This window comes from Streptomyces sp. NPDC059003 (assembly GCF_042740445.1).
Taxonomy (GTDB): domain Bacteria; phylum Actinomycetota; class Actinomycetes; order Streptomycetales; family Streptomycetaceae; genus Streptomyces.
The window spans coordinates 194,928-213,746 of the sequence record NZ_JBHYJH010000002.1; the positions used below are offsets into that span (position 1 = coordinate 194,928).

At 75.4% G+C, this 18,819-nt stretch carries 1 protein-coding gene; it reads right to left on the reverse strand.

The window, feature by feature from the left end:
- Positions 1-18,765, reverse strand: a complete 18,765-nt coding sequence (locus ACFWZ5_RS02035) for a non-ribosomal peptide synthase/polyketide synthase (protein ID WP_384890086.1) — start codon at positions 18,763-18,765, stop codon at positions 1-3.
- Positions 18,766-18,819: the final 54 nt, after the last annotated feature.

The window sequence follows — 18,819 nt, forward strand, 5'->3', positions numbered from 1 at the left end:
TTACCGTTCGTCGTGGTCGCTGTCGCCGCGTACGGCGGCCTCGAGTTCGCTCAGCACCTGTTCCTCCACCAGGTCCGCCAGGGCGGCGACCGTGCGGTGGACGAGCACGTCCCGGGGCGTGAGGGCCACGCCGAAGGCGTCGTTGGCCCGTGAGGCGATGAGCAGGGCGCGCAGGGAGTCGCCGCCGGCCGCGAGGTAGTCGTCCTCCACGCCGACGGGCGTGTGGAGGACCTCCTCCCACAGGTCGGCCATGACCTCCTCGGTGGGGGTGCGCGGCGCGACGTGCCCGGCCGTCTCCTCCTGTCCTGCCACCGGCGCGGGCAGCGCGGACCGGTCGGTCTTGCCGTTCTCGGTGAGCGGGAAGCGGTCGAGGACGACGTAGGCCGAGGGGACCATGGGTCCGGGCAGGTCGCGCGCGGCCAGGGCCCGTAGCTCCGCGGCGCCGGGTGGTGCCGCGCCGGGTGCGGCGAGCACGTGGGCGACCAGGCGCGGCAGGCCCGGCTCGTCCTCGCGGACGCTCACCACGGCGTCGAGGACGTCCGGGTGGCGGGCGAGCACCGCTTCGACCTCGCCCGCTTCGATGCGGTGGCCGTGCAGCTTGAGCTGGTGGTCGGTGCGGCCGAGGTAGTGCAGTTCGCCGCGGGCGTCGCGGCGGACCAGGTCACCGGTGCGGTACATGCGTGAGCCCGGCGGGCCGAACGGATCGGCGGTGAACCGGGACGCGGTCAGCGCAGGACGATTCAGGTAACCCCGGGCCAACGACGGACCGCTCAGCCACAACTCCCCCGCCACACCATCGGGTACGGGCCGCAACCGCTCGTCCAGGACGTACACGCCGGTGCCGGGAAGCCGCCGCCCGATCGGCGGCGCGGAACCGTCCGCTGCCAGCGGCCCCGACCAGGTGGCGACGACGGTGGCCTCGGTCGGGCCGTAGGAGTTGACCAGGCGGTGGTGCGGCGCCCAACGGGCCACCAATTCCGGACCGCACGCATCGGCACCGACGGTGAGGGTCTTCAGGTCCGGCAGTGTGCCAGGGGTGTCCGGCGGCAGGGTGGCCAGCGCGGCCGGAGGAAGCAACGTGTGCGTAATGCGCTCACCGCGCAGCACCTCCGCCAGCTCCGCACCCAACAGCGGTCCGGACACGGGAACGACCAGGCTCGCGCCCTGCGGCAGAGACATGCACAACTCAAGCACCGACGCATCGAAACTCGGCGTGGCAAAGGCCAACACTCGGTCCCCCGGCGCCACTTGATAGTGCGCGGCTTCGGCGGCAGCGAAACCCGCCACGCCCCGGTGAGTGACCACCACACCCTTGGGCGTGCCGGTGGAACCCGACGTATAGATCACATACGCCGGATCATCCAGACGCAGCGGCCGGAGCCGATCCGCATCCGTCGGCCGCCGCTCCGGCACACCCTGCGCCGCCAACAGCTCAGCGACCCGCTCGGCGTCGACCGTGGCCGCGGGCGCCGCGTCCCGCAGCATGAACGCGACCCGCTCCGCCGGATACCCCGGGTCGACGGACAGGAAGGCGGCGCCCGCCTTCGCCACGGCGAGCTGCGCGAGGACCATGTCCGCCGAACGCGGCAGCACCAACGCCACCAGGTCACCCGGGCCCACCCCTTGGGCGATCAGCTGATGCGCAACGCGGTTCGCACGGGCCTCCACCTCCGCGAAGGACAGCAGCAGCCCCGGCGCGACCAGGGCCGTCGCCGCGGGCGTACGGTCCACCGCCGCCTCGACCAGCGCGGGCAACACCTCCGGGACGACCGGGGCGAGTTCAGGGCGCGCGGGCCCCCGCAGCAGCCGCTCCCGCTCCTCGGGCGGCAGGGTGTCCACCGCGTCCAGGCGGGTTCCGTCCGGCGCACCGGTCAGGGTGCGCAGGGTGTGGAAGAGCTGGGCGGAGAGGGAGCGGGCGGTCGACTCGTCGAAGTAGCGGGGGTCGTAGCCGAGGACGACACCCAGGCGGTCGCCCGGCAGGATCACCACGGTCAGCGGGTAGTTGGTGGCCTCACGGGCGTCGAGGTCGCGCACCTGGACGCCGTGCTCGCCCGCAGTGGTGTCGCCGACGGGGTAGTTCTCGAAGACCAGCAGGCTGTCGAACAGGGACGTCCCGGCGGGCAGTCCGCTCACGGCGTGCAGGTCGGTGAGCGGTACGTGGTCGAAGCGGCGGTCCTCGGCCCGCGCGGTCTGCGTCTCGCGCAGCCACACGTCGCACGGGGCGCCGCCGTCCACGGTGACCCGGGCGGGCAGCGTGGTGATGAACAGGCCGGTGATGGTGTCGGCGCCCGGCATGTCCGCGGGCCGCCCGGACACGGTCGTGCCGAAGCACACGTCCCGCTCGCCGCTCCACCGCGAGAGCAGCAGCGCCCAGGCCCCCTGCACCACGGTGTTGAGGGTCAGCCGGTGCCGCCGGGCGAAGTCCTGCAGCCGGTCGGTCTCGGCCTCCGTCAGGTACGCGTCCAGCCAGCTCCCGGAGCGGGCCGGGGCGCCCTGGGCGGGTCTGCGGTCGTAGGGCAGCGCGGTGGGGGCGGTCAGGTCGGCGAGCGTGCTCGTCCAGTGCTCCTCGGCCCGCGTGGTGTCGCGGGCCGCGAGCCAGGCCGCGTAGTCCGCGAACGGCCTGCGCTCCGGCAGCCGCGGCTCGTCGCCGCGGGCGAGCGCGGCGTGGCAGGCCACGACGTCCCCCAGGACGAGGAAGACGCTCCACCCGTCGAGGAGGGCGTGGTGGAAGGTCCACACCACCCGCACCTCGTCCGGGGCGAGGCGGATCAGGGCGACGCGCAGCAGCGGGACGACGTCCAGGTCGATGCCGCGGGCCTTGTCCTCGGCGAGCAGCCGCTCCAGGTCCGCGTCGCGCGCGGCGGGCGTGCGGTCGCTCCAGTCGTACTCGGTGACGGGCACGGTGACGGCGCGGCGCACGGCCTGGAGCGGTACGGGCACCCCGTCCAGGACGACGGCGGTGCGCAGCACGGGGGTGCGGTCGACGACGTGCTGCCAGGCGGCGGCCAGGGGGCGGGTGTCGGGCACGCCGTCCATGACGAACGTGATCTGCTCGACGTACAGGCCCTCGCCGGGCTCGTCCATGCCGTGGACGACCATGCCGGCCTGGGTGGGGGTGAGCGGGTAGACGTCGACCACGTCGCGTCCGCTGCCCACCACGCGGTCGACGGCGGCCTGGTCCAGCGGGGCCAGGGGGAAGTCCGACGGGGTGCGGCCGCCCGCTCCAGGTTCGGCGCAGTGCCGGGCGATGGCCCGCAGTTCGTCGGCGGTCTCGGCGGCGAGCTTGGCGACGGTGTCGCGCCGGTGCACCTCGCGCGAGTACGACCAGGTGAACTCCAGGCGCTTGTCCGTGACGCGCCCGATGACGTCGAGGAGGTGCGGGCGGTCCGCCGCGGTGTCCATGCCGCCCGCCAGGTCCCCGTACGGGGCGTGCAGGAGGCCGCCGACGGCGTTCCCGTCCTGCTGGCCCAGGTGGTCCTGCTGGCCCAGATAGTTGAAGGAGATCTGCGGCAGCGCGGGCAGGTCCGCGCCCGCGGTGGGGTGCAGGTGGCGCAGGGCGCCGTAGCCCAGGCCGCCGTGCGGCACGGCGCGCAGGCTCTCCTTGACGGACTTCAGCGCCGTGCCGGTGTCCGCGTCGCGGGGTACGTCGAGCGCGACGGGGAACACGCTGGTGAACCAGCCGACGGTGCGGGAGAGGTCGACGTCGTCGAAGAGCTCCTCGCGGCCGTGGCCCTCCAGGGTCACGGTCACGCGGTCCCGTCCCGTCCAGCGGGCCAGGACCCGGCCCACGGCGCACAGCAGGACGTCGTTGACGCGGGTGCGGTAGACGTCCGGCACGTCCTGGAGGAGCTGCCGGGTCTCCTCGCTGTCGAGGCTCACCGTCACCGACTCCTCGCTGTCGGCGGTGTTCGCACCGGGCAGGTCGGTCGGCAGGACCTGGTCGGTGGGCACGTTGCGCCAGTGGTCGAGCTCGGCGTCGAAGCCTCCGGCGCCGGTGTGCGCGGCGAGCCTGCGGGCCCAGGCCTGGAAGGAGGTCGTCTTCGGCCCGAGGTCCGGCGGGTTTCCGGCGCGCAGCGCCCGGTAGGCGGTGTCGAGGTCCGCCAGGATCAGGCGCCAGGACACCGCGTCCACCACCAAGTGGTGCGCGGCGAGCACCAGGACCGGCCGCGGCTCACCGGCGGAGCGGCACAGCGCGGCCTTGAGCAGGGGTCCGGTGGCGAGGTCGAAGCCCGCGCACAGGTCGTCGACGAGTTGGTCCGGCACCTCGCCCGGCAGGTCGTGCACCTCCACCTCGACGGCCGCGCCCGGCGCGGTGCCGTGCTGGCGGCGTGCCCCGTCGTCGTCCGGCGGGAAGCGCAGGCGCAGCGCGTCGTGGTGGTCCTGGACCGCGGCGAGTGCGGCGCGCAGCACGCTCTCGTCGGTGTCGGCGGCCAGCCGGTAGGAGACCGCCTGGGTGAGGCGTGCCGGATCGCCGGTGAGCGTGTCGAACAGCCAGTGCTGTACCGGCGTGAGCGGGGCCTCGCCGATCACAGCACCTTGTTCGGCGGCGGTCACGGCGGCGGGCAGGTCCTCCGCCGCGGCGGCGAGTTCGGCGATCGTCTGGTGGCGGAACAGGTGCCGCGGCGTCAGGGCGAACCCGGCTCTGCGGGCCGCGGCGACGATCTGGATGCCGAGGATGGAGTCCCCGCCGAGGGCGAAGTAGTTGTCCTGGGCGCCCACGTCGGGTACGCCGAGGACCTCGGACCAGATCGCGGCGAGCGTCTTCTCGGTCTCGGTGCGCGGCGGGCTGCCGCCCCCGTCGGCCGGGGCGGACCACACCGGTTCGGGCAGCGCCTGCCGGTCGAGCTTGCCGCTGGGTCCGAGCGGAAGGCGCTCCAGCGGTACGACGACCGCGGGGACCAGGTGGTCGGGGAGGGTGCGGGCGAGGAAGTCGCGCAGTGCGGCGGGGTCCGGGGTGCCGGTGTCGCGCGGCACGGCGTACGCCACGAGGCGGCGGTGGCCGTCGCGCTCCACCACGCGGGCGGCGGCCGCGGCCACGTCCGGGTGCCCGGCCAGGGCCGCCTCCAGCTCGCCCAGTTCGATGCGGAAGCCCCGCACCTTCACCTGGTGGTCGGTGCGGCCGAGGTAGTGCAGCTCCCCGTGGGCGTCGCGCCGGACCAGGTCACCGGTGCGGTACATGCGTGAGCCCGGCGAGCCGAACGGATCAGCGGTGAACCGGGACGCGGTCAACGCCGGACGATTCAGGTAACCCCGGGCCAACGACGGACCACTCAGCCACAACTCCCCCGCCACACCATCGGGCACCGGCCGCAGCCACTCGTCGAGGACGTACACGCGAGTGCCGGGCAACCGCCGCCCGATCGGCGGCGCGGAACCGTCCGCCGCCAGCGGCCCCGACCACGTAGCCACCACCGTCGCTTCGGTGGGCCCATAGGAGTTGACCAGGCGGTGGTGCGGCGCCCAACGAGCCACCAACTCCGGACCGCACGCATCGGCACCGACGGTGAGGGTCTTCAGGTCCGGCAGCGTGCCAGGAGTGTCCGGCGGCAGGGTCGCCAGCGCGGCCGGAGGAAGCAACGTATGGGTGATGCGCTGTGTCCGGAGCACATCCGCCAGCTCCGCCCCGAGCAAGGGGCCGGGCGCGGGAACGACCAGGCTCGCACCCTGCGGCAGGGACATGCACAACTCAAGCACCGACGCATCGAAACTCGGCGTCGCAAAGGCCAACACCCGATCCCCCGGCGCCACTTGATAATGCGCAGTCTCGGCGGCGGCAAAACCCGCCACACCCCGATGCGTCACCACCACACCCTTAGGCGTACCGGTCGAGCCCGACGTGTAGATCACATACGCCGGATCATCCAGACGCAGCGGCCGAAGCCGATCCGCATCCGTCGGCCGCCGCTCCAGCGAACCCTGCGCCGCCAGCAGCTCAGCGACCCCCTCGGCGTCAAGCGTCACCGCAGGCGCCGCATCCCGCAGCATCAGCGCCACCCGCTCCGCCGGATACCCCGGGTCCACCGGCACGAACGCCGCCCCCGCCTTGGCTACACCGAGCTGCGCGAGGACCATGTCCGCCGAGCGCGGCAGCACCAGCGCCACCAGGTCACCCGGGCCCACGCCTTGGGCGATCAGCTGATGCGCAACGCGGTTCGCACGGGCCTCCACCTCCGCGAAGGACAGGTCCAGCCCCGGCGCGACCAGGGCCCTCGCCGCGGGCGTGCGGTCCACCGCCGCCTCGACCAGCGCGGGCAGCACCTCCGGGGCGACCGGGGCGAGTTCGGGGCGTGCGGGCCCGTGCAGCAGCCGCTCCCGCTCCCCCGGCGGCAGGACGTCCACCGCGTCCAGGCGCGTCCCGTCCGTCGCGTCGGCCAGGACGCGCAACGTGTGCAGCAGCTGCGCCGACAGGGAGCGGGCCGTCGACTCCTCGAAGCAGGCGGGGTCGTAGTCCAGGACGACGGACAGGGCGTCCCCAGGGACGACCACCACGTTGAGCGGGTAGTTGGTCGGCTGGACGTCGCGCTCCTGCTCGACGGCGAGGCCGTGCCGGGCCAGGGCACCCGTGTCGAACGGGTAGTTCTCGAAGACCACGATGCTGTCGAAGAGGTTGGTCCCGCCGGGCACCTCGCTCCAGGTCTGGATCTGCGCGAGCGAGACGAAGTCGTGTCTACGGGACTCCGACTGCGCGGCCTGCACCTCCCGCAGCCAGGCGAGGAGCCCGCGGCGCCGGTCGACGCGCACGCGGGTGGGCAGGGTGTTGATGAACACCCCGACCATCGAGGTCACTCCGGGCAGCTCGGCGGGGCGACCGGAGACGGTGGTGCCGAACACGACGTCGTCCCCGCCGCCGTACCGCGAGAGCAGCAGTGCCCAGGCGCCCTGCACCACGGTGTTGACGGTCAGGCCCGACCGCTGTGCCGTCTCCCGAAGCCGCGCCGACACGTCGGCGGCCAGCTCCGCGCGGACGGAGCCCGCGGAGGACGCGTCGTGCGCCTCGGCGGCCCGCCGGTCCCTGGGGAGCTCGGTGGGGGCCGAGAAACCGGCGAGCGCGTCGCGCCAGTACTGCTGCGCCCGCGCGACGTCCTGCCGGGACAGCCAGTCCAGGTAGTCGCGGAACGGCGCGCGGTCGACGGCCTCCGGGCGGCGTCCCGCGGTCAGCGCCGCGTACCGCTCGCACACCTCGTCGAAGACCTGGGCGGCGCTCCACCCGTCGAGCAGGGTGTGGTGGAACGTCCACACCATCCGCACCCGGTCCGGCGACAGGCGGATCAGGGCGAGGCGCATCAGCGGTGCCGCGCCCAGGTCGATGCCGGCCCGCCGGTCCTCGTCGAGCAGCCGGTCGGTCTCCCGGGCGCACCGGTCGGCGGACCATCCCGTCCAGTCGTGGTGCGTGATCGGCACGGTGGCCCGGTGCTGCACGGCCTGGAGCGGTTCGGCGGTCTCCTGCCACACCAGGCGGGTGCGCAGCGCGGCGTTGGCGGCCGCCGTCCGCTGCCAGGCCTCGGCCAGGGCGTGCGCGTCCGTGACGCCGCGCAGCACCAGCTGGACCTGGTTGACGTACGTCCGGGCGTCGGGGTCCATGAGGCTGTGGAACAGCATGCCCGCCTGCATCGGCGTCAGCGGGTACAGGTCCGCGACCTCCCGGCCGTCGCCCACGACCCGGTCGAGGGCCGCCTGGTCGACGCGGGCCAGCGGGAAGTCCGAGGGCGTCCGGCCCCCGGCGTCCGGGTGGCAGCAGTGGGCGACGAGGTCGGTGAGGGCCCGCAGCATGCCGTCGGCGAGGTCCGTGACGGTCTGCTCGTGGTGCAGCGCCCGGCTGTAGTGCCAGGCGATCTCCAGCTCGCCGCCCTCGACGCGGGCGACCACGTCGAGCAGGTGCGGGCGCACCGCGTCGGGCGCGTCGGCGCCGTCGAGGCCGCCGGGCACGCCGCGCACCAGCGCCCCGCCGCCGTCGGCCGACCAGTCGAACCGGCCCAGGTAGTTGAAGCTGATGCCGGGCGTCGGCGCGTCGGCGAGCCCGTCGTCCCCGGCGAGATACGCCAGGGCGCCATGGCTCAGGCCCCGGTCCGGCACCGCCCGCAGCTGTTCCTTGACGGACTTCAGGGCGGTCCCCAGGGCCGCGTCCGGCACGTCCAGGGCCACCGGGTACAGGCTGGTGAACCAGCCGACCGTGCGGGACAGGTCGATGTCGTCGAAGAGCTGGTCCTCGCGGCCGTGCCCCTCCAGGTCGACGGCGACGGTGCGCCGTCCGGTCCAGTCGGCGACGGCCCTGCCGAGGGCGGTGAGGAGCACGTCGTCGACGCGCGTGCGGTAGGCGGCGGGCGCCTTGCGCAGCAAGTCGTCGGTGCGCTGCCGGTCCAGGCGTACGGTGACCGCGCGCACGTCGGCCATGGTGGTGCCGCCAGGACCGGCCTCGGTGTCCACGGGCAGCGGCGCGGCGCAGTGCCGGGCCACGTCCTCCCAGTGGGTACGCCGGCCGGCGAAGGCGCCGGACGCGGTGTGGGCGCGCAGGCGCCGTGCCCACTCCTGGACGGACGTGGTGCGCTCCGGCAGCCGCACCGGTTCACCGGCCCGCGCCTGCCCGTAGGCGGTGTCCAGGTCCTCCAGGAGGATGCGCCAGGAGACGCCGTCGACGACCAGGTGGTGGACGGCGAGGAGCAGGCGCGGGCGCGCGCCGGTGAACAGGCGGGCGGTGAGCAGCGGTCCGGTGGCGAGGCGGAACGCGGCGTGCGCCTCGGCGGTGACGCGGGCCTCGGCGGCTTCGGCGGCCGCGCTGTCCAGGCCGCTGAGGTCGCACACCTGAAGGAGGTCCGGTGCCGTCTCGTCGGGTCCAGGGCAGTGCTGGCGCCAGGACCCGTCGTCGCCCCGGACGAACTGGGCGCGCAGGGCGTCGTGGTGGGCCCACAGGGCCGCGAGGGCGCGGCGCAGGGCGTCCGCGTCGACGTCCGCGTCCGTCTCGACGAGCAGGCACTGGTCGAAGACGTCGGGGCGGTGCGGTCCAGGGTCGAGGAACCAGTGCTGGACCGGGGTGAGCGGGACGTCGCCGGTCACCGGCCCGGTCCCGGCGACGGGCGCGGCCGTGCCGGTGGCGGCGGCGAGCCCGGCGACCGTGGGATGGCGGAAGAGGTCGCGCGGCGTGAGCCCGAGCCCGGCGGCGCGGGCGCGGGAGACGACCTGGATGCTGACGATCGAATCGCCGCCCAGCGTGAAGAAGTTGTCGTCGGCGCCGACCCGGTCCACGCCGAGCAGCTCCGCCCAGATCTCGCTGAGGACGCGCTCGGCCTCGGTGCGCGGCGGGCGGTACGCGGTGTCGGCCGCCGTCGACCAGTCCGGCGCGGGCAGCCTGCCGCGGTCCACCTTGCCGTTGGCCGTGAGGGGCAGCTCCGGCAGCGTGACGAACGCGGCGGGCACCATGTAGTCGGGCAGTTCGGCGGCCACGTGGGCGCGCAGCTCGGCCGCGGTCGGGGCGGTCGCCGTCGGGGCGGTGCCAGTCGGTGCGGTCCCTGTCGGTGATGTCCCTGTGGCGGTCGCCGTCGGTGCGGGGACGATGTGGGCGGCCAGACGCTTGCGTCCGGCGTGCTCGCACACCGACACGACGGCCTCGGCGACCCCCTCGTGCGCGGTGAGGCGGGCCTCGATCTCGGCGGGCTCCACGCGGAACCCGCGGATCTTGATCTGGTCGTCCGCGCGCCCCACGAAGTGCAGTTCGCCGTCGCCGCTCCAGCGCACGACGTCGCCGGTGCGGTACATCCGGCCGCCGGGCGGGCCGAACGGGTCGGCCACGTAACGCCCGGCGGTCGCCCCCGGCTGCCCGGCGTAGCCCCGGGCGAGACCGGCTCCGGCGATGTACAACTCCCCCGGCACGCCCGGAGGTTGGGGCTGGAGGGCGTCGTCGAGGACGTACACCCGGGTGTTGTCCAGCGGGCGGCCGATGGGCAGGACCGGGGGCAGCGGGTCACCGGCGCGGAAGGCGCGCCGGGTCGCGAAGGTGGTGGTCTCGGTGGGGCCGTAGCCGTCGACGACGACGAGGTCGGGGCAGGCGTCGACGACGCGCCGCACCACGGCGCCCGGCACGGCCTCGCCCCCGGTCCACACCTCCCGCGCGCCGCACAGGCAGCCGGGGTCCTCCTGGGCGAGGAGGCGGAACAGGCCCGCGGTGAGCCACAGGCACCGCACGCCCTGCTCGCCGATCGCGCGCCGGACGACGGCGGCGTCGAGGTCCCCGGGCGGGGCCAGGACGGCCGTACCGCCCCGCAGCAGCGGCACCCACAGCTCGTAGGTGGACGCGTCGAAGGCGTGCGGGGAGTGCACGAGGACGCGGTCGTGTCCGGCGAAGGCACGGTCGAACGCGAGGGCGGCGACGTCCCGGTGGCGTACGGCGACGCCCTTGGGGGTGCCGGTGGAGCCGGAGGTGAACATCACGTACTGGACGGAGTCGGGGTGAACGGCGGGGGCGGCGGGGACGGCGGGGACGGCGGGGCGATCCGATGCGGCGCCCTCCGACGCGATCCCGCCCAGCACGGTCCCGTCCAGCACCTGGTCCAGCCGCAGCACATTCCCCCCGGGCAGCGCATCCCGCGCCGTCTCCTCCCAGGCCGCGTCGGTCAGGAGCAGCTCCGCGCCCGCCTCGGTGAGCGTGCGCCGCAGCCGTTCGTTCGGTGCGCGGCCGTCGAGCGGGACGTAGACGCCGCCGGTGCGGGCCAGGGCGAGCTGGGTGACGACCAGGGCGACGGAACGGTCCATCAGGACGCCGACCGGCACCTCCGCCGTGACGCCGCGGGCGGTGAGCCGGGCGGCGAGTGCCGCGGCCCGGACGTCCAGTTCCCGGTAGCCGATCCGCTCGTCACCGGCCTCCAGGGCGATGGCGTCGGGCGTGCGCCGCACCTGCGCGGCCCACAGGTCCGCGACCGTCGCCGTCGCCTCCGGGGTGGCGGCGCCGGTGTCGTTCCACTCGTCGACCACCTGGCGGCGGCGGGCGGGCGTGAGCAGGGGCAGCCGCGCGGGCGGGCGCTGCGGCCCGGCGGCGATGCCGTCGAGGAGCACGGTGAGGTACTCGGCCATCCGGGCGGCCGTGCCGGCGTCGAACAGGTCGGGGTCGTAGCCGAGGCGAAGCCCCAGTTCCGCGCCCGGGTACGCCACCAGGCTCAGCGGGTAGTTGGTGGTCTCGATGCCGTCGAGGCCGCTGAGGCGCAGCCCGTGCGCGGCGGCGATGTCGTCGTCGACGGGATAGTTCTCGAACACGACGATGCTGTCGAACAGGGCGGCGCGCTCGGGGAGTTCGGTGAGGCCCTTCATCCGCGTGAGCGACACGTGGTCGAAGCGGCGGTCCTCGCTCTGGTCGTGCTGGAGGCCGCGCAGCCAGTCGAGGACGGTGCCGTCGCGCGGCACGGCGGTCCGGGTGGGCAGGGTCGTGATGAACAGGCCGGTCATGGCCTCGGCGCCGGGCAGCTCGGGGGGCCTGCCGGAGACGGTGGTGCCGAAGACGACCTCGCTCCGGCCCGTCTGACGGCTCAGGAGCAGCGCCCAGGCGCCCTGCACCAGGGTGTTCAGGGTCAGTCCGGCCGTCCTGGCGAGGTCCTCCAGGGCCCGGGTCGTGGCCTGCGGCACCGTGGCGCGGACCGCCCGGGTGGACTCCGCGCGGTGGGTCTCGCGCGGCTCGCGGTCGTAGGGCAGCGCGGTGGTCTCGCTCAGTCCGGCGAGGCGGTCGCGCCAGTGCCTTTCGGCCCGGTCCCCGTCGCGCTCGCGCAGCCAGGCCACGTAGTCGCGGAACGGTCGCCGCACGGGCAGCGGATCACCCTGGTCGTCGGCGCCGTACGACCGCGCGTGGCAGGCGAACACGTCGGAGAGGACCTGGAACAGGCTCCAGCCGTCCAGGATCAGGTGGTGGAAGGACCACACCACGCGCACGGCGCTGTCCGAGAGCCGCACGAGCGCCAGGCGCTGGAGCGGGGCGCGCGCCAGGTCGACGCCGCGCTCGCGGTCCTCGTCGAGCAGGTCCCGCAGCCGGTCCTCCCGCTCGTCGTCGGCCGCGTCGCGCCAGTCCAGGTGCGCGACCGGGACGGTCACCTGGCGGCGCACCACCAGAAGCGGTTCGGGCACGTCCTGCCACACCGCGCAGGACCGGAGCACCGGGGTGCGGTCCGTCACCGTCTGCCAGGCCGCGGCCAGTACGGCGGGATCGGGCACGCCGTCCAGGACGAAGGACACCTGCTGGAAGTACACGCTCCGGTCGTCCTGCGACAGGCCGTGGAAGAGCATGCCGGCCTGCGTGGGCGTGAGCGCGTGGACGTCCTCGACCGCTCCGGGCTCGTCCCCCACGATGCGGTCCACGGCCGCCTGGTCGAGCTCGGCCAGCGGGAAGTCCGACGGGGTGCGGCCGCCGGTGCCGGGCCGGGCCGCGTGCCGGGCGATGCCGGCGAGCGCGTCCGCGTACCGCGCGGCCAGATCGGCGACGGTCGCCTCCCGGTGCAGCGCGTCGGAGTAGAACCAGGTGAACTCCAGTACGTCGCCGTCCAGTTGCCCCACGACCTCCAGGGGGTGGGGGCGGGCGGCCAGCGGGTCGGCGTCGAGTTCGAGGGGCCGGTGCGGACCGGCGTACAGGCCGTCCGGCGCGTCCGGGAGCCCGAACCGGCCCAGGTAGTTGAAGCTGACCTGCGCGGCGGGCGCCGCGGGCGGCGTCCCGGGCCGGGCCGGACGGCGCAGCGCGTCGTACCCGATGCCGTGCCGGGGCACCGCGCGCAGCTGCTCCTTGACCTGCTTGAGGACGGCGTCCCAGTCGGCGTCCGGCGGGACGGCGAGCGCGACGGGGTGGCGGGTGGTGAACCAGCCGACGGTCCGGCTGGTGTCGACGTCGGCGAACAGCTCCTCGCGGCCGTGCCCCTCGACGTCCACCAGGACCCGCTCGTGCCCGGTCCACGCGCACAGCACCCGGCCGAGGGCGCTCAGGAGCACGTCGTTGACGCGGGTGCGGTAGGCGTCGGGCAGCGTGCGCAGCAGGACGGCGGTGTCCTCGGCGGTGAGGCGTACGGTCACGGAGCGGGCCGATGCGTATGTGTTGGCGCCCGCCTCGCCGGTCGCCAGACCCGCCTCCTGGTCGGTCGGCACGGCCGCCGCGGCACCCGCGAGGGCCCGTGTCCAGTACGCCGTCTCGTCGTCGAAGCCGCCCTCGGCCGCGTGCGCGGTCAGGCGCTGCGCCCAGTGGCGCAGCGGCGAGGACTTGGCGGGCAGCGCCGCCGCTCCGTCGGAGCCCGCGCGGCGGGCGCGGTAGGCCCGGTCGAGGTCGTCGAGCAGGACGCGCCAGGAGACCCCGTCGACCACGAGGTGGTGGACGGCCAGGTGCAGGACGGGCCGGTGGCCCGCGCCCCGGTCGTGCAGCACGGCGCGCAGCAGCGGGCCGTGCCGCAGGTCGAAGGGGCCCAGGTGCGGCGCGTCGGTGTCGGGCCCGGTGTGGTGGGCCAGGCGCAGGCGTGGGGTCCGGTCGTCGATGTGCCAACGGGCGCCCGGCGCACCGGCGTCGACGGCATCGGCATCGGCCCCGGCACCGTTGGTCACGAAGCGCGAGCGCAGCGCGTCGTGGTGCGCGACGAGGTCGTTGAGGGCGTCCTCCAGTGCCGTCGCGTCCACCGCGTCGGACAGCTCCGCCGAGAGAGTCTGGGCGAAGTGCCCGGCGCGCTCGGCGGCGCTGTCGAACAGCCACCGCTGAATGGGCGTCAGCGGCGCCGGACCGGTCGCCGCCACCCGGGCCGGGGCAGCCGTCCTCTGACCGCCCGCGGCATCCGCGCAGCGGGCGAGTCCCGCGACCGTCTGGTGCCGGTAGACGTCGCGGGAGGTCACCGTCAGTCCGGCCTGCCGGGCCTGGGCGACCACTTGGATGCTGAGGATCGAGTCCCCGCCGAGCGCGAAGAAGTTGTCGTCCGCTCCGACCCGCTCCACGCGCAGGACGTCCGCCCAAATCCCGGCGAGGGTCCGCTCGGTGGGCGTGCGCGGCGCCACGTGGCGGGCGGCGCGCCCGGTGGGCCCGGGCTCGGGGAGCCGGTCGCGGTCCAGCTTGCCGTTGGGGTTCAGGGGCAGCGCGGCGAGCTCGACGACGGTGGCGGGGACCAGGTAGTCGGGCAGGGTCCTGCCGAGCTCCCGGCGCACCGCTTCGGGGTCGACCCGCGCGCCCGGGGCGGGGACGACATAGCCGACCAGGCGCCGGTGCCCTTCGCTGTCCCGGGCGGTGGCGGCCGCCTGTGCCACGCCCTCGCAGCGCAGCAGCGCCTCCTCCACCTCGCCGAGTTCGATGCGGAAGCCGCGCACCTTGACCTGCTGGTCGGTGCGGCCCAGGTACTCCAGTTCGCCGGACGGCGTCCAGCGCACCAGGTCCCCGGTGCAGTACATGCGGTCGCCGGGCGCGCCGAAGGGGTCGGCGACGAAGCGGGAGGCGGTCAGTCCGGGGCGGCGCAGATAGCCGCGCGCGAGCCCGCCGCCGCCGAGGTACAGCTCGCCCGTCACTCCCGGGGGCTGCGGGCGGAGGAGTCGGTCCAGGACGTAGGCGCGGGTGCGCGCCACGGGCCTGCCGATCGGCGGGGCCTGGTCGGGTTCGGTGTCGTCGGCGAACCAGGCGGTGGCGTAGACCGTGGCCTCGGTCGGGCCGTAGATGTTGGCCACCTCGCAGAACGGCACGGCCCGCCGCAGGTCACGTACGGTCTGCGCGGGCAGCGCCTCCCCGGCGAGGACGAACGTGTCCGAGGTGACGGCCGCACCGCCCTCGGTGAGCAGCCGGGCGATCACGGACGGCACGCCGCTGACGAGCCCGGCGCTGCGCAGGTCGGGCGCCTCGGCGAGGGCCGCGAGGTCCGCGACCACCTCGACGCTGCCGCCCGCGAGCAGCGGGCAGATCAGCTCGAACACCGACACGTCGAAGTTGAGCGAGGTCGAGGCGATCACATGGGCGAGCCGCTCGGGCCCGAACCGCGCCTCCACCCACGTGGCGAGCGCCGCCACGCTGCGGTGGGCGACCACGACGCCCTTCGGACGGCCGGTCGACCCCGAGGTGTAGATGACGTACGCGGGGTGGTCGGGCAGGAGCGGCCCGGCCAGGTCCGCCGCCGTCAGGTCCACGTCCCCGGGCAGGCTCGCGCCGTCGGCCAAGCTCGCGCCATCGGGCAGGCTCGCGCCGTCGGCCAGGCAGTCCTCCAGGATCAGCGGCGCGCAGTCCGCGGGCAGCGCGTCGGCGGTCGCGCGGGCGGCCACGACGAGCGCGGGGGCGGCGTCGCCGAGCATGAAGCGGATGCGCTCGGCGGGGTAGCCGGGGTCCACGGGCAGATAGCCCGCGCCGGACTTCAGGACGCCCCACACGGCCGGAATCAGGTCGGCGGAGCGCGGCAGGCACAGGGCCACCAGCGTCTCGGGGCCCGCGCCCCGGGCGACGAGGAGCCTGGCGAGCCGGTTGGCGCGCCGGTTCACTTCCGCGTAGTCGAGGCGCGTGGTGCCGCAGGCCACGGCGATCCGGTCGGGGGTGCGGGACACCTGGGCCTCGAACAGCGCGGGCAGCGTGCTGTCGGCCGTCCCGTGCCCGGCGCGCACGGGCGGGTTCCAGCCCTCGATGAGGGTGCGCCGCTCGTCCTCCAGGAGCAGGGGCAGCTCGGCGAGGGTCCGGTGCGGCCCTTCCGCCATGCCCTCCAGGAGGCGGTGCAGATGGCGGCTCATCCGGGCGACGGTGTCCGCCTCGAACAGGTCGGTGTTGTACTCGACGGTCAGCTCGCAGCCGTCGTCCGTGCGCGGCGCGAACTCCAGGACCAGGTCGAAGCGGGCGGCCGGGCGCGGCAGCGGATGCTCCTCGACGCGCACCCCGCCGGCCTGCGGCGGGTGGGCCGGAGCGGTCTGCTGGACCACGAGCACCTGCACCAGCGGCGTGCGGCTGGGGTCACGGGGCGGGGCGAGTTCCTCGACGACCCGGTCGAAGGGCACCCCGTCGTGGGCGAAGGCGTCCAGGACGGTCGTGCGCATGCGCTCCACGAACCGGTCGACGGTGTCGGTGTCGTCCACCTCGCCGCGCAGCACCACGGTGTTGGCGAAGAAGCCGGTCACGTCCTCCAGGTCGCTGCGGCCACGCCCGTTGGTGACGGTGCCGAACGCGACGTCCCGCTGTCCGGAGTACCGCGAGAACAGCACGGCGGCCGCCCCGGCGAACAGCGTGAACACGGTCGCGCCGCGGCCCGCGGCCAGGTGCTTCAGGCGCGCGACGAGATCCGCGGGGAGCCGGTGCCGGTGGGCCGCGCCCGCGGTGGTGCGCACCACGGGCCGGGGGCGGTCAGTGGGCAGCTCCAGCTGCTGCAGGTCCGTCAGGTGCCGCTTCCAGTACGCGAGGTCGCCGGCGTCACCGCCGAGGTCGCGCTGCTTGCGCTCCCACACGGCGAAGTCCGGGTACTGCACGCCGGGCGCGGGCAGCCCGTCCGCCGTGTCCGTCGCCTCCGCGCGGTACAGGGCGACCAGGTCGCGGGTGAGGACGCCCACGGACCAGCCGTCGGTGACGATGTGGTGCTGGGCCAGGAGCAGCAGGTGGTCGTCGGCGGCGCGGCGGACGAGCAGGGCCCGGGTGAGCGGTCCCGCCGCCAGGTCGAAGGGGCGGCCCAGTTCTTCGGTGAGCAGTTGCTCGGCGGCTTCGGCGCGCCGGTCGGCGGGCAGGTGGGTCACGTCGGCCGTGCGCAGCGGCAGTTCGGCGTGGCGGCCGACGCGCTGGACGCCCTGTCCGTCGACGGTGGCGAACGTGGTGCGCAGGGAGTCGTGGCGGGCGGCGAGCCGGTCCAGGGCGCGGCGCAGCGCCGCGGTGTCCGGTGCGCCGCGCAGCCGCAGCGCCAGGCCGGTGTTGTACTCGGTGCCGCCGTCGGTGAGGTCGTCGAGGAACCACAGCCGCCGCTGCGCGCTCGACAGCGGCAGCGACTGCTCGCGCGGGGCGGGCGGTATCGGGTCCGTCGGCGCGGCGGCGGCCGGGTCGGCGAGCAGCGGGGCGAGCGCGGCGACGGTCCTGGCGGTGAACAGGTCCCGTACGGAGAGGCGGACGCCGAGGTCGTCGCGGATCCGGGACAGGGCGCGGGCGGCGAGGATCGAGTCGCCGCCCAGGTCGAGGAAGTCGTCGTCCGCCGCGACGTCGGCGACGCCGAGCACGTCCCCCCAGATGGCGGCCAGGGCCCGTTCCTCGGGGGTGCTCGGCAGGGTGCCGCCCGCGGTGGCCGTGCGCGTGGGGGCGGGCAGGGCCTGGAGGTCGACCTTGTGGTGGGCGGTGAGCGGCAGTTCGGCCAGGACGGCCACGGCGGAGGGCACCATGTGTGCGGGCAGCGCGGCGGCGAGGCTCGCGCGCAGCTCGCCGGGGTCGAGGGCCTCCCCTGTGGGCGTGACGTACCCGACGAGCCGCCGACGTCCCGGCTCGTCCTCGCGTGCCACGACCACGGCCTCGCGGACTCCGGCGCAGGCGAGGAGCGCCGCCTCGACCTCGCCGGGTTCGATGCGGAAGCCCCGCACCTTGAGCTGGCGGTCGGCGCGGCCGAGGAACTCCAGCTCGCCGTCGGCGGTCCAGCGGGCCCGGTCGCCGGTGCGGTAGAGGCGGGCGCCGGGCGCGCCGAAGGGGTCGGCGACGAAGCGCGTGGCGGTCAGGCCCGGGCGCCCGTGGTAGCCGCGGGCCACCCCGTCGCCGCCCACGTACAGTTCACCGGCGGCACCGGGCGGCACCGGCCGCAGCGCGCCGTCGAGGAGGTGCGTCCGGGTACCGGGCAGGGGCGCGCCGATGGTGGGCGTGCCGCTTCCTGCGGCCAGCGGTCCGGTCCAGGAGGCGACGACGGTGGCCTCGGTGGGCCCGTAGGAGTTGATCATTCGGCGGCCGGGGGCCCAGCGGTCGACGAGGGCCGGCGGGCAGGCCTCGGCGCCCACGATCAGGGTGCGCAGATGGCGCCCGGGGCCGTTGGTGCCGGGCGGCGGCAGGGTGGCGAGGGCGGCGGGCGGGATGAGGGTGTGGCTGATGCGGTGCTCGTCGAGGACGGCGGCGAGTTCGTCGCCGAGCCAGGGCCCGTCGGGCGGCACGACGAGGGTGGCGCCGGACAGCAGGGAGGAGCACAGCTCGAGGACGGAGGCGTCGAAGCTCGGTGAGGAGTACTGGAGCACGCGGTCGCCGGGGCCCACCGCGTACCGCTCGGCCGCGGCCGCGGCGAATCCGCCGATGCCGCGGTGGGTGACGGTCACGCCCTTGGGCGTGCCGGTGGATCCGGAGGTGTAGATGACGTACGCGGCGTGGTCGGCGCCGACCTGGCCGGGCGTGGCCGCGGCGGCGGTGTCGTACGCGTCGTCGTCCAGGACGGCGCGGACCTGGCTCAGGTCGTCGAGGACGACAGCCGGTGCGGCGTCGGCCAGCATCAGGGCGCGCCGCTCGGCGGGGTAGTCGGGGTCCACGGGCAGGAACGCGGCGCCCGCGCACGCCACCGCGAGCTCCGCCGCGACGAGTTCCATCGACCGGGGCAGGACCAGGGCCACCGTCCGGTCGGGTCCCGCTCCGCGCCGTACGAGGTCGGCGGCGCACCGCTCGGCCCGCGCCGCCAGTTCCCGGAAGGACCAGGTCCGCCTGCCGTCGGTCAGGGCGGGGGCGTCGGGCGTGCGGGCCACCCATGCGGCGAACAGCTCGCCGAGCGGCGGGTGCGGCGCCGCGAGGGCTCCCTCGCTTCCGGTGGCCGTGGCGGGGTCGTCGGCCCCGGGCCGGGGGGAGGCGGTGGCGGGCTGGTGATGCGGGTCCGTCATGGGGGATGTCCTTCAGGGCGGGGCACGGTGCGCGGGCGTGGGGGTGCGCCGCGG

What these genes read in the sequence shown, in the direction of transcription:
- ACFWZ5_RS02035 (WP_384890086.1), bottom strand. Translation starts at nt 18,765, where the DNA reads ATGACGGACCCGCATCACCAGCCCGCCACCGCCTCCCCCCGGCCCGGG.